This is a genomic window from Streptomyces sp. NPDC006512 (assembly GCF_040611935.1).
GTDB lineage: Bacteria > Actinomycetota > Actinomycetes > Streptomycetales > Streptomycetaceae > Streptomyces.
This window is the reverse complement of record NZ_JBEXPG010000023.1, coordinates 106,880-123,622: the sequence shown is the minus strand read 5'-3', so window position 1 is coordinate 123,622 and position 16,743 is coordinate 106,880. Positions and strand designations below refer to the sequence as shown.

The window sequence follows — 16,743 nt, the reverse complement described above, 5'->3', positions numbered from 1 at the left end:
CGGTCGGTCGGGGTGAGTTGGTAGGTGTGCTGCATCCAGGTGATGCGGTTGACGATGGCTTCGTGTTCGACCATGACGCCCTTGGGGCGGCCGGTTGAGCCGGAGGTGAAGATGACGTAGGCGGGGTGGCGTGGCAGCAGGGGCGCCACGCGGTCCGCGTCCCTGACCCTGCCCGGGTGCTGGGCCGCGAGGTGCTCCAGGGTCTCCGGGGAGTCCAGGAGGATCCGTTCCACGTCAGGGTCCGACGGCAGTGAGGTTGCCGACGCCGTGTCGGTAAGGGTCAGGGCCGGTGCCGCGGTCTCCGTCATGTAGGCGAGCCGCTCGGCGGGGAGGCCGAGGTCGAGGGGCAGGTAGGCGCCGCCCGCGCGGACCACGGCGTGCAGGGCCACGAGCAGGGAAAGGGAACGGGGCAGTGCGACGGCGACGACCGCCTCGGGACCCACTCCCCGGTCGATGAGCAGCCGGGCGAGGCGGTTGACGCGTTCCTCGAAGGCGGGACGGGACAGTTCCGTGCCCTCGAAGACCAGGGCGGGGCCGGTGGCTTCGGCGGCGCCCGCCCCGACGAGTGCGGCGAGGGTGGCCGGGCCGGTCAGCGGAACGGCGGTGTCGTTCCAGCCGTGCAGGACGAGTTCCCGTTCCTCGGCGGACATCACCTCCAGCTCGGCCACCGGCCGGTCCGGACCGGCGACAGCCGCGCCGAGCAGCCGCACCAGGCGGGCGGTCAGGGCCCGGACGCTCGCGTCGTCGAACAGGTCGGCCGCGTAGCGGATGCCGCAGGTCATACCGGTCGTACCGGTCGTGTCCGCCGTGTCCGGAACCGCCGTGGCCGTGCGCCGGAACAGGATCTCCAGGTCGAACTTGGCGGCGCCGGCCGCGACCGGGACCTCCTCGGCCGTCAGCCCCTCGAACAGGGCGACAGCGCCCCGCCCGGCGCCCTCGTACGCCACCAGCGTCTGGAACAGCGGGTGCCGCGCCAGCGACCGCTCCGGGTTCACCGCCTCCACCACCGCCTCGAAGGGCAGGTCCGCGTGCTCCAGTGCCGCCGTGGCGGCCGTGGCCGTACGCCGCAGCAGCTCGCGGAAGGTGGGGGTGCCCGACAGGTCCGCGCGCAGTACCACCGTGTTGACGAAGAATCCGATCAGCGGGTCGAGGGACTCCTCGCCCCGTCCCGCCACCGGACTGCCCAGTGGGATGTCGTCGCCCGCGCCCAGCCGGTGCAGCAGCGCCGCCACCGCGGCCGACACCACCGTGAACGCCGTCGTCCCCGTCGACGCGGCGAGCGCGTCGAGGCCGGCGACCAGCTCGGCGGGCAGCTCGGCGGTGACCGTCCGGCCCGCGTACGAGGGCGCCGCCGGCCGGGGCCGGTCCGCGGGCAGGGACAGCTCCTGGGGCAGACCGGCCAGGACCGTCCGCCAGTGCTCCGCCTGCCGGTGCGCCAGGGAACCCGCCTGCGCCGCGTCGCCCAGCAGCGCGCGCTGCCACAGCGCGTAGTCCGCGTACTGCACCGCCAGGGCGGGGAACTCCGGTGCGCCGCCCGCCAGGCGGGCCGCGTACGCCACGGCGAGATCGGCGAGCAGCGGCCCCGTCGACCATTCGTCACCGGCGATGTGGTGCATCAGCAGGAGCAGCGTCCACTCCTGCGGGCCGGCCTCCAGGAGGGTGGCCCGCAGCGGGAGTTCGGCCGTCAGGTCGAAGGGGCGGGCGGTCTCCCGCCCGATCCGGTCGGAGTGCCCGGCGGCCGGGACCCGCTCCACCGTGAAGGGCACCTCGGCCTCCCCGGCCGACAGGATGCGCTGGTACGGGCCCTGCGCGTCCTCCGCGTAGACGGTGCGCAGCGCCTCGTGCCGGGCCACGACGTCCCGTACGGCCGAGGCCAGCGCGGCGGGGTCCAGGGCGCCGCGCAGCCGCAGCGCGAGGGGGATGTTGTAGGTGGCGGACGGGCCGTCCAGGCGGTGCAGGAACCACAGGCGGGCCTGCGCGTACGACAGGGGCAGCCGCTCCGGGCGCCCGGCGGCGGCCGGAGCGGGCCGCTCCGCGCCGGCGCGGCCCGCCAGCCGGGTGGCGAGCCGGGCGACCGTGCGGGCCTCGAAGACGTCCCGGACCGAGCACTCCGTGCCGGTGGCACGGATCCGCGCCGCGACCCGGGTGGCGAGCAGAGAGTGGCCGCCGAGCCGGAAGAAGTCGTCCTCCGCGCCGACCGAGAGCAGTGACAGCGCCTGCGTGAAGACCTCGGCGATCCGCTCCTCGGCGGCGCCGCGCGGCGGCCGCGAGGAGGCCGCGCCGCCCAGGGCCGGGGCGGGCAGCTTCGTACGGTCCAGCTTGCCGTTGACGTTGGTGGGGAGGGCCTCCAGGGTCACCAGTACGGCCGGAACCATGTGTTCGGGCAGGTGCGCGGCGAGCTCTTCGCGCAGCCGCTCCGGGTCCGGCGCGCCCGTCCCCGTCACGTAGCCCACCAGCCGGGGGATCCCGGGCACGTCCTCACGGACCACGACGGCCGCCGCGGTCACGCCGTCGAGGGCGGTCAGGGCCGCCTCGACCTCACCGGGTTCGACGCGGAACCCGCGGATCTTGACCTGGTCGTCGGCCCGGCCCAGGAACTCGATCAGCCCGTCGGTCCGGCGGCGCACCAGGTCGCCCGTGCGGTACATGCGGGTGCCGGGAGCCCCGAACGGGTCGGCCACGAACCGCTCCGCGGTGAGCGCGAAACGGCCCAGGTAGCCGCGCGCGATCTGTTCGCCCGCCAGGTACAGCTCACCCGTCACACCCGTCGGCACCGGCCGCAGCCGGCCGTCCAGGACGTGCGCCCGGGTGTTGTCCAGCGGCCGGCCGACCACCGGCGCCGGGCAGTCGCCGACGCGGGCCACGAGGGCGTCCACGGTGAACTCGGTCGGACCGTAGTAGTTGACCACCTCCACGTCCGTGAGCGCGGCCAGCTCATCCCACAGCGCGGCGGGCACGGCCTCGCCGCCCAGCAGGAACAGCGGGGGCCGCCACTCCCCGGCCAGCAGACCGGCGTCCACCAGCTGCCGGGCGTACGACGGCGTGACGTCGAGGGTGTCGATCCGCTCGGCGCGGACGTACGCCACCACCGCCTCGGCGTCCCGGCGCCCGAACTCGTCCAGTACGTGCAGCTCGTGGCCGGCCACCAGCCACAGCAGCTGCTCCCACGAGGAGTCGAAGGAGAACGAGGCGGTGTGCAGGGCGCGCACGCGGCGGCCCAGCCTGCGCGCGACGGGCAGGTACAGCTCGCGCTCGTGGTCGCGGAACAGCCGGGTCAGACCGGCGTGCCGGAGCACCACCCCCTTGGGGAGGCCGGTGGAACCGGAGGTGTAGATGACGTACGCCGCGTGCTCGGGCCCCGTCGTCGCGTCCGGGCCGGGCACGGCCGAGGCGAGCCGCTCCACGGTCCCCGGATCGTCCAGGACGACCGCCCGCACCCCGGGCACCCGCGACGCGACGGCGAGCGTGGTCACGACGCAGGCCGGAGCCGCGTCCCGCAGCATGTGCGCCAGCCGCTCGGCGGGGTGGTCCAGGTCCAGCGGCAGGTAGGCGGCGCCCGCCTTGAGGACGGCGAGGACCGCGACGACGGCATCGGCCGACCGGGGCACCGCCAGGGCGACGACATCGTCCGGGCCCACGCCCCCGGCGGTCAGGACGGCCGCCAGCCGACCCGCCCGGTCGCTGAGTTCGGCGAAGGTCAGCCGGTCCTCGCCGGCCACCACCGCGACGGCGTCCGGGGTGGCGGCCGCCCGCTCGGCGAACACCTCGGTGACGCTCTGCGCGGGCACCGGCCGGGCCGTGTCGTTCCACCGGGCCAGCCGCTCCCGCTCCTCGGCGTCGCGCAGCTCCCACTGCGAAACCCGCCGCTCCGGGGCCGCGACCGCCTCGGCGAGCGCGCGCAGCAGCCGGTCGGCGAAGCCCTCCACCGTCTCCCGGTCGAACAGGGCGGTGGAGTAGAAGACCTCCAGCTCCAGGTCCTCGCCGTGCGCGGAGTCCGCGAAATTCACGTCCAGGTCGAACTTGGTGACGCCGGGGTCGACCCGGTCGGCCCGGGCGGACATCCCGAACAGGAACCGCACGTCCTCGGAGACCGTGCTGTGCGAGACCATCGTCTGGAACAGCGGGTGACGGGACAGGGACCGCTCGGGGTTGACCGCCTCCACCACCTGGTCGAACGGCAGGTCGGCCTGGTCGAGGGCCGTCAGGTCCGCCGTGCGGACCCGGTCCAGCAGCTCGCCGAAGGCCGGGTCGCCCGACAGGTCGGTGCGCAGGACCACCGTGTTGACGAAGAAGCCCACCAGGTCGTCGAGGGCGCTGTCGGCCCGGCCGGCGACCGGACTGCCGAGGACGAGGTCCTCGCCCGCGCCCAGCCGGTGCAAGGTCGCGGCGACCGCCGCGTGCACCACCATGAACACGCTGGTGCCGCTCTCCCGCGCCAGCGAACGTACCGACAGGGCGAGTTCGCGCGGCAGCGAACGGAACACCAGGGCCCCTGCGTGCCCGGCGGTGGCCGCGCGCGGCCGGTCCGCGGGGAGCCCCCCGGCCTCCTCGGGAAGGCCCGCCAGCTCCGACCGCCAGAACGCGGCCTGTGCGGAGGCCAGGGTCCCCGGCCCGTCCACGGCGCCCAGCAGCTCGCGCTGCCACAGCGCGTAGTCGGCGTACTGCACCGGCAGCGGGGCGAACGCGGGCGCGGACCCCTCCATCCGGGCGGCGTAGGCCAGTTCCAGGTCGCGCAGGAACGGCCCCATCGACCACTCGTCGCTCGCGATGTGGTGCAGCAGCACGACGAGGGCGTCCGTCCCGGCGGCGCCGTCGCGCACGAGGGTCACCCGCAGCGGGGGCTCGGCCGCGATGTCGAAGAGGTGACCGAGCGCCCGGGTGACCGCCCCGTCGACCTCCGAGGACCGCGCCACCTCGTCGACGAAGAGCCGCACACCGGCCTCGGCGGGCTCCAGGACCCGCTGGAACGGGACGCCGTCGAACTCCCCGAACACCGTGCGCAGGGCCTCGTGCCGGGCGACCGTGTCGGCCAGCGCCGCGTCCAGCGCGGACGCGTCGAGCCGGCCGTCGAAACGCACCGCGAAGGGAATGTTGTACGTGGCGCCCGGCCCCTCCACCTGGTGGAGGAACCACAGCCGCTGCTGCGCGTACGACAGCGGCAGCGGGTCGGGGCGCACCGCGGCCGACGGGGCCGTACGGGACACCGCGGCGCGCTCGGCCAGCAGCGCGGCCAGCGCGGCGACGGTCCGGGCCTCGAAGACGTCCCTGATCCCGCATTCGGTGCCCAGCGCGGCCCGGGTCCGGGCGATCACCCGGGCGGCCGGCAGGGAGTGCCCGCCCAGTACGAAGAAGTCGTCCTCGCGGCCCACGGAGGGAACGCCGAGCACGTCGGCGAAGATGCCGGCGAGGATCTCCTCGCGTGCCCCGCGCGGGCCTCGCCCCCCGGCGGACACCAGGCCCGACAGGTCCGGGGCCGGCAGGGCGCGCCGGTCGACCTTCCCGTTGGCGGTCAGCGGGAACGCGTCGAGGACCACGACGACGGAGGGCACCATGTACTCGGGCAGTGCCGCCGCCGCGGCCTCGCGCAGCGCCCCGGCGGCAGGGCCCACGGCCGCGCCGGCGGCCGGGGTGACGTAGCCGACGAGCGCGGGGAACCCGGGCAGGTCCTCGCGGACCAGGCACACGGCACGCCCCACGCCCTCACCTGCCGTCAGGACCGCCTCGATCTCCCCGAGTTCGATGCGGAAGCCGCGCAGCTTGATCTGGTCGTCCGCCCGGCCCAGGAACTCGATCCGGCCGTCGGCCCGGCGCCGGACCAGGTCCCCGGTCCGGTACATGCGCTCGCCGGGCACGCCGAACGGGTCGGCCACGAACCGCTCGGAGGTCAGCGCGGGACGCCCCAGGTAGCCGCGGGCCAGCTGCCCGCCGCCGAGGTACAGCTCCCCGGGCCGGCCCGGGGCCACCGGGCGCAGCGCGCCGTCCAGGACGCGGGCACGGGTGTTCCAGAACGGCGTGCCGATGTCGGGAACGCCCGTGTGGCCGGGCGCGAGGACGGTGGAGGTGGCCCAGACGGTCGCCTCGGTCGGGCCGTACACGTTGGTGACCGACGCCGCCGCGCGGACGAGCCGCTCGGCCAGGGCTGCCGGGAGGGCTTCGCCGCCGACCAGGACGCGGGTGGCGGACAGCGAGGAGGGGCGGCCGTCCTCCAGGAGGGCGTGCCACAGCGAGGGGGTGGCCTGCATGACGGCGGGTCGGTGCTCGTCGACGAGGGCGGCCAGGGCGGCGGGGTCGCGGACGGTGTCGCGGTCGGCGAGGACCACGGTGGCGCCGCGCAGCAGCGGGGTGTGGATCTCCAGCACGTGGATGTCGAAGGAGACCGTGGTCACCGCGACGAGCCGGTCGCCGGGGGAGAGCGCCAGCTCCTCGGACTGCATGCGGAGGAAGTTGGCGAGCGCGGCGTGCGGGATCACCACGCCCTTGGGGCGGCCGGTGGAACCGGAGGTGTAGATGACGTACGCGGGGTGGTGGGGAGCGGGTCGGAGAATCGTTTCCCCAGCCCCGGCCCCGGCCCCGGCCCCGGCCCCGGCCCCGGCCCCGGCCCCGGCCCCGGCCCCGGCCCCGGTGTCGGGGTCGCCGACCGTGGCCGCGTCCGCGAGGGCGGACAGCGTGTCGGGGGCGTCCAGGACCACGACCGGCACCCCCGCGACGTCCGGCACGAGGCGCGCGAGGTCCAGCGTGGTCAGCACGCACACCGGCCGGGCGTCCTCGACCATGAACGCGAGCCGCTCGGCGGGGTAGTCCAGGTCCAGCGGAAGGTAGGCGCCGCCCGCCTTCAGCACGCCGAGCAGCGCCACCACCAGGTCCTCGTCGCGCGCGAGGGCGATGCCGACGACGGCCTCGGGACCGACACCGTTCGCGGCGAGCACCCGCGCGAGCCGGTCCGACCGGTCGGACAGGGCGGCGTAGTCGAGGGAGCGCTTCCCGGCGATCACGGCCGGGACACCGGGGTGGAGACGGGCCGCCTCCTCGAAGAGGTCGACGAAGGTACCGGCCGGCAGGCCGCGCGCGGTGCCCTCGTCGGCGCGCACGACCGCCTCCAGGGCGGCGGGCGCCAGCAGGTCGGGACGGCCCACCGGCGCCTGGGGCCCGGTCGCGGCCAGCTCCCGCAGGAAGTGGGCGAACTCGGCGCAGCGGGCGGCCAGCGAAGCCTCGTCGTAGGCGTCGGGGTTGCCGTCGAACTCGAACCGGATCCGGCCCCGGGCGCTGTCGTGGTAGACCCCGAGGGTCACGTCGTCCACCGGGCCGGCGGCGATGTTGTGCACCGTACCCGGGGAGCCCGCGAAGTCCAGGGCGGTGTCGAAGGCCTTGATGTTGACCATCGGACCGAGGAGGCCCTGCGCCCGCCCGGACAGTCCGAGGTCGCGGCGGATGTCCTCGGCGCGGTAGCGCTGGTGGCGGCGCAGTCCGGCGGTGGCCGCGGTGACCTCGCGGACCAGCTCGCCGATGGGCGTGGCGGGACCCACGGGCACCCGCAGGGGCAGCACGTTCACGACCATCGCCGGCACCTTCAGGGCGGCCGAGCCGAGCCGGGCCATGGCCGGCAGGGACAGCAGGACGTCGCGGCTGCCGGTGGAGCGGTGCACGAAGGCGGCGAAGGCGGCCGTCACCACGTCGGCCCAACTGGCCTTCGCCGAGCGGGCGATGGCGAGCAGGCCGGCGGTCTCGTCGGGGCTGAGGGTGGCTCCGTCGCGGAGGAAGCCGTGGGCCGCGGGCGCGGCCGTGCCGCTCAGCGTCTCCGGCTCGGGGCAGTCGGCGAGCCGCTCCAGCCAGTACACGCGGTCCGCCGTGTACGCCTCGGAGGCCCGGTACTCCTCCTCGGCCCCGACGACCGAGGCGAGGCCGCCGAAGGTACGGGCCGACGGCTCCTCGCCGCGCACCAGGGCCGAGTAGACCTCGGCGGTGCGCCGGGAGAGCAGGGAGAAGGCGTAGGCGTCGAGGGTGATGTGGTGGGCCCGCTGGTACCACAGGACGCGCTCGGGCCCGACCCGGTGCAGGGTGAACAGGCACAGCGTGTCGGCGGTCAGGTCGAGGGGCCGGGCCATGTCGCGCCGCATCGCGTCGACCGCCGTGGCGACCGGGTCGTCCTCGCCGGTGTGGTCGAGGACGGCCACCAGGGGTCCGCAGGCCGGACCGGACCAGGTCTCCTGGTACGGCTCACCGGCCGCGTCCTCCGAGAAGCGCGCCGTCAGCGCCTCGCACTCGGCGACCGTCTGCCGCAGCGCCGTGACGAACACGCCGGGGTCGAGCGGGCCGTCGATCTCGACGTACTGGCCCACGTTGTAGACCGGGGACGCGGGGTCGAGTCGCTGGCCGTACCACACGCCGGCCTGTGCCCCGGTGAGGGGGAGACGCTGGGAAGGGCGGTCGCTCATGGGATCGTGCTCCAGATTCAGGCAGCTGCGGGGAGGGGCGCAGGGAGGGGCCGTGGCGGTCGGCGCGGGGTCCGCTGCGGGGGAGGGGAGAGTGGAAGGCGGTTCAGGAGGCGCCGGCCGGACCGGACTTCACGACGTCGACCGGGTCCGCGGCGGTCTCGTCCTCACGGGGCAGGGTCGCGCGCCGGAGCCCGGGCACGGCGATGGCGACGGCGACCGCGGCCACCGCACACACGGCGCCGTTCACCAGGGCCGCGCCGGCCGGGCTGAACCAGCGGGCCACAGCGGCGACTTCGACGTCACCGACGATGTCCCCGGTGGTGCCCTGGGTGGTGATCACGCTGACGATGCGCCCGCGCAGCCGGTCCGGCGTGCTGTGCTGCACCAGCGCGTATTCGAGGATCTCGTACACGGTGCCGCAGGCCCCGCCGACGGCGAGCGCCGCGCAGGCCAGGTAGACGTTCCCGCTGAGGGCGAAGCCGATGGTGGCCAGGCCTCCGGTGAAGGCCGCCAGGAGCAGCAGCCGGCCGGGGCGCGCCGTACGGGTGAGCCAGCCGCTGGTCGCCGAGACCGCGACGGCGCCGACCGCCGGAGCGGAGTACAGGAGCCCCAGCATGACCTCGCCGCCGCCGAACTGACGGTCCACCATCTCGGGGAACAGGACGACGGGAACGTTGAACAGGGCGGTGACGCCGCCCAGCAGCACCAGACCGCCGACCACGCGGTTGCGCCAGGCGTAGCGGAAGGCGACGAGGAGGGAACCGGAGTCCTCGGTGGCCTCGCCGTCCTCGTCAGGGTCCTCGGTGAAGGGCGGCAGCGGCCGGATCCGGGAGATGAGGAAGGCGGTGACGGCGGTGGTCACGGCGGCGAACGCGAAGACGGGGGCGGGGCCCGTCATCGCCAGCAGCACACCGCCGAGGAACGGGGCGGTGATGGAGCCGATCTCCCCGGTGAGCGAGATCAGCGCGCCGGCGGCGGGCAGTTGGTCCGGCCGGACCAGGGTGGGTGCGACGGCCATCAGCGCGGTGACGCTGACGCCCGTGGCCAGGCCGTCCCAGGCGACGCACACGTAGATCGCCCACTGGGAGGGGTCGTCGAGCATCGCGTTGACTGCGAGACCTGCGAAGGCGAGGGCGGCGGCGCCGCGGGCGCGCACGATGAGCGTCCGGCGGTCGGTCCGGTCGGCCATGACCCCGCCCCACAGGGACCCGAGCAGCACGGTGATGCTCATGATCATGCTGACGACGGCGACGTCCAGGGTCGACCGGGTCAGCCCGTACACCTGGGCGGACAGCGCGACGGTCGCCATGCCCAGCCCGAACAGCGACACCACGCGGGCGATGAAGATCGCCCGGAAGTCGGGGCTGGTGCGCAGCGGTTCGATGTCGATGACGAGGTCACGCAGGGGCACGGGGGGCTCCGGGGGTGGGAGGGTCGCCTCAGGCGGCGGGGGAGAGGATGTCGGCCCAGGCGCGGAGCGTGGGGCGCTCGGCGAGGTCGACGAAGCTGATCCGGGCACCTTCGGCGCGCCACCGCTCGACGAGGGTCATCAGCCGGATGGAGTCGAGGCCCTGGTCGAGGAGGCTCTCGTCCACGAGGACCTCGGCGGGCTCGGCGTACAGCACGTCGGCCACGTCGCGGACGAGCCGGTCGAGGGCGAAGGCGTCGGGGGCGGGATGCGGGTGCATGGGTGTTCTCCTGCTTCGGGAGGGGGCGTGGCCGGCGGGGAACGGGGGCCGGCTGGTGAGGGTCCGCGCGGGGCCCCGGGAGATGCGCGGCGTCCGGTGCCATGTGCGCTGCGGTGCAGGGCATTTGATATGGCTACTTAGGTAAGGCTAACCTAAGTTTTATGATCTCTGTAATCGTGGACCTGGCACTACCGGGTCCACGTGAGCCGATTCCTGCGGGTCGAGGGCGACGACGCGGGCCCGGTCCGCGCCCGCGTCGCCCTCCGGGGAGCGGAGCCGGGTACCTCCGGAGCCGGGTACCTCCGTCGCGGGGGCGCCGCCCGGCTCGACCCCGCACGGGGTCCCGGGTGCCGAGGCTGAACCTCTGACCCGCGCCCGTTCCGGTACCCGCCGGCAGGGCCCGGGGCCTTTGCCCCGGGCCCTGCCGCGCGTGCGGCGCGTAACAAGGCCGTCAGCCCTGCGCGATCAGACTGGCCGGACGCATGTCCGTCCAGTGCGCGTCGGTGTACCGCGCGCACCCCTGCCGGGTGTCCTCGCCGTGCACGACGGTCCAGCCCGCCGGAACCTCGGCGAAGGCGGGCCAGAGCGAGTGCTGGTTCTCGGCGTTGACGAGCACGAAGTACCGGGCGTCGTCGTCCTCGAACGGATTGGTCGTGGCCATGGGGGTCTCCTAGCGGTGGGTGGGGGTGTCGTCGGTCGTACGGGTGGTCGTGTGCGGCCCGGCCGGGAAGCCGGAACCGGGGAGGGCGGGCTCGCGCTCGCGGCGGGCCATCTCCGCCGCGGTGGCGGTGGCCTCCTCGCTCAGCGCACGGGCCTCGGCGGCCCCGAACAGGGCGTCGGACCAGTGCCAGTGCAGGGTCAGCAGGGTCTGTCCGTCCCCTCCCGGCGCCGACCGGACGACGAGTCGCAGCGGGCCGGCCAGCGCGAGCCCGCCGCCCGACGGATCCTCGGCGTACGGCGCGGGCCACCGGGCCCCGTCCGCGGGCGCCCAGCGGGCGTCGCCGGCCGACGGGCGCAGCGCCGCGCGGCGCTGGTAGAGGATCCCGCGCCGGGGCAGGTCCGCGAGCAGGGCCGCGGTCTGCGGGTTCAGGTGGCGCAGCTGCTCCAGCCCCCGGCCCCGGTCCGGCACGGCTCCGAGCGCGAGGACCGCGCGGTCGTACGCGTCCACCCCGGCGCCGGGCCCCGGCGGCAGGGGCACCCGGACGGTGTGGACCGTACCGAGCCGCCCGGCGGTCCGGGGCGCGTGGCCGGCGCGCGGCAGCTCCAGGTCCACCACGAGCCCGGTGCCGTCGTGCAGCCTCGGCCGGGCGTGCGCGGTGCGGGCCAGGGCGGCCACCAGCAGTACGTCGTGGGGATGCGGGGCCCCGCCGGCCGGCTCCGTCGCGGCGGGCAGTTCCAGCCGGGTGACGACCCGGTGGCCCTCGGAGGTCGGCGGCCAGCTCCGCCCGGCGGTGCCCCTGGTCAGCTGCGTCCAGTGGGTGAGCTCCGCGATCCGGGACCCCGCCCCCGCCTCCGCGCCGAGCCGGGCCGCCCAGTCCAGGAGGCCGCCGGCGGGGCCGGGCGGGGCGGCGGGGGACTCCCCGTAGAGCAGCGGGAGTTCGTCGGCCAGCGTCTGCCAGCCGATGCCGTCCACCGACAGCAGGTGCGCCACGAGCAGCAGCAGTCCGGGCTCGTCCGGTCCCGCGTCGAACCAGACGGCCCGCAGCACCCGGGCGCTGCCCGGATCCAGTTCACCGGCGGCCGTCCGGACGGCCGCCGCGACGAGCCGGTCGCGGTCCCCGGCCGGCATCCCGGCGACGGGCACCCGGCGCAGGGTGTCGGCGTCGGTGCAGGCGGGCGCCGCCGAGGCGGGCCGCACCTCCTGGCTCCAGACGCCGTCCGAGCGGTGCAGGGCCAGCCGCAGGGCCGGGTGCCGCCGGGCCAGCCCGGCCAGGGCCCGGCGCAGCGGGGCCGTGCCCAGCCCGGCGGGGACGCCGAGCAGGACGGCCTCGTGCGCCGAGTCCACCGGGCCGCCGGCCGCGCGCAGCCGGTGCGCGGCGGGCAGCAGGGGCAGGGGCCCGGCCTCGCCGTCGGCCGGGACCGGGGCCGGTACGGCCGACGCCGTCGCCGAGCGCCGGGCGGGCCGGTCGGGGGTACGGCCCAGGGCGGTCAGCATCGCGGCGAACCCCCGCGCGTGCTCCTCCAGCGAACCGGCGTCGTACAGGGCCGGGTTGCCGTCGACGTCGAGCCGCAGGCGGCCGTCCGGACCGCAGGACGCGGCCACCGAAAGGTCGTCCACGGGGCCGGAGGCCAGGCTGACCACGTGCCCCGCCGTGCCGCCGAAGTCCAGCTCGGTCTCGAAGGGACGCAGGTTGACCAGCAGCCCCGGGACGCGCCCCCCGGGCAGGCGCCAGATGTGCCGGGCGAGGACCTCGCCCCGCACCCTCTGGTGGCGGCGCAGGAAGTCCAGTTCCGCCGAGGCCTGCCGGAGCAGGTCGCGGAAGGTGTCGTACGGGCCGGCCGTCAGGCCGGCCGGGAGGATGTTGACGGCGGTGCCGGGGACCCGCAGGGTGCCGGGCGCCGTACGGGCCGTCGTGTACAGGGCCATGGGCGTCCGGCCGCCCTCGCCGTACGGGGCGAGGTGGGCGGCGCACGCCGCGAGCACGGCCTCGCCCCACGTGCCTCCGGCGAGCCGTGCCGTGGCGGCCACGGCTGCGCTGTCCGCGCGGCCGAGGAGGACGGTGCGCCGCACGGTGGCATCGGAAGCGGGGGCCTCCCGCCCGGCGGGACGGACCGGCACGGGCGGTACGGGATGGCGGCGGGACCAGGCTTCCAGGTCGGCCGCGTGGGCGGCGGAGCGGAGGTAGGCCCGTTCCGCGCGGGCCAGTACGGACACCGGGGCGAAGGGTGAGGCGGGCGGACGGGAGCCCGTCACCAGGGCGGTGTAGTGCTCGCTGACGCGGCGGCTGAGCAGGGACACGCCGTAGCCGTCGACGGCGAGCTGGTGGAAGTACTGCACCAGCAGGTGGTGTTCGGGGCCGAGGGTGACGAGCACCGCGCCGACCAGGTCCGGGGTGTGCTCCGGCGCGGGCGGGTCGAGCAGCAGGTCCAGGCGGGGCGGGCAGGCGAGCTGTCCGCGCACGAGGTCCAGGGCCGCGGCGACCGGGTCCGGGGCTCCGGAGGTGTCCAGCCGCGGCAGCCGCCGTCCGGCGGGCCGCGCGGTCACCGGGGCCTGGCCGTAGCGGCCGTCGTCGAGGGTGAGGCGGAACCGCAGCCAGGGGGCTTCGCCCAGGGTGAGGCCGAGGGCCTCCTCCAGGGCGGCGGCGTCGAGCGGGCCGACGAGTTCGATGTACTGGCCGACGTGGTGGCCGGCGTACGAGGGGTTCGCGCGCTGCGCGGCGAGTACGTGGGCCTGGGCGGCCGTGAGTTCCTCGGGGGCCGGGCCCGCGGGGGCGGTCGCGGTGGCGGTGGTCGCGGACACGGGTCAGCTCCGGGAGGGCGCGGTGGGGTGCGCCGACGGGGTCGCCGTGACCGGCGGGCCGGTGCGGACGGTGCGGCCGGAGCCGTGGCCGGACCGGTCCCGTACGGCGGGGTCTTCATTCCCGGTTCCGGGGTTCGCACGTGGTGCTGACATGCCCATCCTTCCTCTGTCCTGCCCAGGTCGTCAGGCAGGGCGTACCCAAGCTGACTTATGGGGTGATACGTGTCAAGTAGCCCTGAAATCGGCCTAATTGCTCGCTCGGTGGTTCCTTGGTGGTTCCTCGGTGGCCCCGTCCCGAGCGCCGTCGGGCCGGGTCCGGGCGCGCGGAGAGGACCCTGCGGCCCGTACGGGCGAGGGGGCTCCGGGGCGGGCTCCGGGCGCGCCGTCGCGGCGCGTACGGAACCCGTCGTGGGCAGGGGCGCGGGGGCTTACGGCGGGTCGTGCTCCGCATCCTGGCCCGGGGTGTCGCGGGGGGAGGTGAAGGATCGTTCCGCCTCCCGGTCGTGACCCGAAGACGGCGACGGGCGTCCGACCAGCCGCGGAGACAGCAGGGGGTCGTCCATGTGCACGAGGCGGTATCCGGCCGAGGACCTGCCCCGGGCGGAACCCGGCCCCGGTCCGGACCCCCGCGCGCGCCTGGCCGTGCCGGCGCGGGCCTTCGGCCGGGCCCGCTGGGCCGCCTCCACCAGGGCGCCGACGGCCGGCGCCTCCTGGCGCAGCCGGTTGAAGCCGCGGATGGAGAACCCGGCGAGCTTCGCCGCGTACGGCCAGGGAGCACCCTGCCGGATGGTCCGCAGCACGAGGTGGATCATGGCCGGTGTGGGGTCGTGTCCCGCGTGCAGGCCGCGCGAGGCGGCCAGGGACCGGGCCGCGGACACGGCGTGTGCGAAGGCGGGATCCTTCTCCAGCCAGTCGTGCAGCATCCGTTCCGTCAGACCGGCCGCCGCTGCGGCCGCCTCGGCGGACAGGCCCTGGGCCGTGGCCTTCAGGGCCTCGGCCATCCGGCTCGCGATGTCCCACCGGTGGCTCGCCATCTCGGGCAGTGCCGCCCGCAGCCGGCCCTCCGCCTCGTCGTGGCCCTCCAGCCAGTCGACCAGGTCCTCCGCCCAGTCCTCAGGTCCGGGCGCCGTGTTCCGATCCGCGTGCACGGCCTACACCCCCACGGGAACGCGGCCGGAGCCGTCCCCGTACGCCCGCCCGCCCCGCTGCCGCCGGTCCGGCGGTGTGCTGTGAACCCTCATGCTTCCTGCCCCCTTCAGGTCCGTCCCGGGTGCCGCGGCGCGGAACCCGGGACGCCACGTCCTAGATGTCGCCGACGGCGGGCGCGAGCACCCACAGCCGGTGGTCCCAGCCGATGTCCCGGCAGTCGCGGACCCGCAGGCCCGCGCCCTCCGCCAGCTCGGTGATCTCCTCCTGCGAGCGCACCGCCGATCCGAACGCCGAGGCAAGGCGCAGGTGGTGCAGGGCGGCCTCGACGTCGTCGGCGTCCGTACCCGTCACCTGCTCGACCAGCAGCAGCGTTCCGCCGGCCGGCAGCGCGGCGCCGCTCTCGCGCAGCACGAGGGCCGCGTCCGCGTCCGGCAGCAGGTCGAGCAGCCGGCACAGCAGGACGGTCTCGTCGCCGGGCGGGACCGGGCCGCTCGTGCCCAGCAGCTCCACCCGGGGCAGCACGTCGGCGTCCAGCACGCGCTCCCCGAGGACCCGCAGGGCCGAGGGCTGGGCGGCGACGGTCACCTTGAGCCCGGGGAAGGCCCGGACCAGGGAGTTGACGACGGCTCCGGCCCCGTGTCCGCCGGCGGTCAGCGAGGCCGTCGACGCCCAGTCGTACCCGCCCACGACACCCGGCGCGATCCACAGCGCCTCGTCCTCGACGGCCGCCCGCGCCGACCCGGCCAGCCGCTCGTCCGATGCCATCGCCTCGGCCAGCGGCAGCCCCGACAGGGTCCGGTAACCCGCCCGCCCCGTCCACAGGCTCTCCGCCAGACCGGCGAGGGACAGGTCGAGCGCCGCCTGCGCCCCGCGCAGGTCGTACTCCTCCAAGGAGTGGTCGTCCTCGACGAGTTCCTCGCCGACCGGGGTCAGCGCGTAGCCGCCCCCGTCCTCGGCGAAGACGTCGAGCGCGACCAGGTACGTCAGCAGCGCGCCGAGCGTGCGCGGCGCCGCCCCGGTACGGGCGGCCAGCTCCGGCGCCGTCCGTACGCCCTGGTAGACCAGGTCCACCAGGCCGAGCGTGACGGCGGCGCGGACGGCCAGGCCCGGCGCGAGATCGGTGAGCTCGTGCAGCCGGTCGTGCGGGTCCTGCTCCTCCGCGGCCACGGCGGCGTCGGCCGGCCCCTGGACCGGGGCGGGCTCGGCGCGGCGCCAGTAGCCGGTGATGTGCGTCCGCTCGCGCGGCACCTGACGGTCCGCCGCGAGGTGGCGGCGGATGCCCTTGAGGGTGACGGCCTCCCCGGCGGCCCAGGCGAAGACCTCACCCGGCAGCCACCGCATGCCGCGCACGGCCCGCTCCAGCAGGTCGGTGCTGCCGGCCGGGGCGCCGTCACGCACCAGCCAGGTGATCTCGGCGTCGGCCCGCGTCGGGAGCTCCTGGCGGTGGCTCTCCTCGGCGACCTCGACGAACACGCGGGCCACCGTCCCGGCCGGCATCTCCTCCAGCCACCGCGCGATGGCGGGCAGGGCGGTCTCGTCCCCGATCACCAGCAGCCAGTCGGCGCCCTCGGGGTGGCCGTGCGACATCTTGGGCCCGGCGATCCAGGTGACGTCACCGGGCTTCGCCGCCTGGGCCCACGACGAGGCGACCCCGCCCTCGTGGTTGACGAAGTCGAAGTCGATCTCCCCGGCCTCCGGGTCGTACCGCACCGGGGTGTAGTCCTTGGTCAGCGGCCGGGCGTCGGGCCAGTCCAGGCTGGAGACGTTCTGCCCGGGCAGCACCGGGTGCTCCGCGCCCTCCTCCGCGAAGAAGAACTTCACGTGGTCGTCGAAGCCCTCGGAGCGCAGCGCCGGCAGGTCCAGGCCGTCCTTGGCGAACGCGCCCAGCTGGGGCCCGCCCAGGGTCAGGCGCCGCATGCCCGGAGTGACGTCCCGGACCCGGAGCACGGTGAGCTCGCGCAGCACGATGGGGAAGGTGACGACCGGACGGGGATTGCGGCTGGACATCGGGAGG

The 16,743-nt window shown here is 75.9% G+C and carries 8 protein-coding genes; all 8 read right to left on the bottom strand.

Going from position 1 to position 16,743, the window contains the following annotated elements; translation table 11 throughout:
* On the bottom strand, positions 1 to 8,432 hold an 8,432-nt coding region (locus ABZZ17_RS18200; RefSeq protein ID WP_356877110.1), incomplete at its 3' end, for an amino acid adenylation domain-containing protein.
* Positions 8,433 to 8,535: 103 nt separating this feature from the next.
* Positions 8,536 to 9,843: an enterobactin transporter EntS gene (gene entS, locus ABZZ17_RS18195; protein ID WP_356877108.1), complete on the bottom strand. Its 1,308-nt coding sequence runs from the start codon at positions 9,841 to 9,843 to the stop codon at positions 8,536 to 8,538.
* A gap of 28 nt (positions 9,844 to 9,871) precedes the next feature.
* The gene (locus ABZZ17_RS18190) at positions 9,872 to 10,120 is read right to left on the bottom strand and encodes a phosphopantetheine-binding protein (RefSeq protein ID WP_356877106.1); all 249 of its coding nucleotides are present in this window, start codon (positions 10,118 to 10,120) and stop codon (positions 9,872 to 9,874) included.
* 451 nt (positions 10,121 to 10,571) lie between these two features.
* On the bottom strand, positions 10,572 to 10,781 hold the full coding sequence (locus tag ABZZ17_RS18185) for an MbtH family protein (RefSeq protein WP_356877104.1): 210 nt from the start codon (positions 10,779 to 10,781) through the stop codon (positions 10,572 to 10,574).
* Positions 10,782 to 10,790: 9 nt separating this feature from the next.
* Positions 10,791 to 13,580, bottom strand: coding sequence for a condensation domain-containing protein (locus ABZZ17_RS18180; protein ID WP_356877102.1), 2,790 nt, complete (start codon positions 13,578 to 13,580; stop codon positions 10,791 to 10,793).
* A 3-nt stretch (positions 13,581 to 13,583) separates the two neighbouring features.
* Entirely contained in the window at positions 13,584 to 13,733 is a 150-nt protein-coding gene (locus tag ABZZ17_RS18175; RefSeq protein ID WP_356877100.1) for a hypothetical protein, read from the bottom strand.
* 275 nt (positions 13,734 to 14,008) lie between these two features.
* A complete protein-coding gene (locus tag ABZZ17_RS18170; RefSeq protein WP_356877098.1) occupies positions 14,009 to 14,728 on the bottom strand; it encodes a hypothetical protein in 720 nt (239 codons plus the stop codon).
* 154 nt (positions 14,729 to 14,882) lie between these two features.
* Positions 14,883 to 16,736 (bottom strand): siderophore-interacting protein, encoded by a 1,854-nt coding sequence (locus tag ABZZ17_RS18165; protein ID WP_356877096.1) that lies wholly within the window; start codon positions 16,734 to 16,736, stop codon positions 14,883 to 14,885.
* Positions 16,737 to 16,743 lie beyond the last annotated feature (7 nt).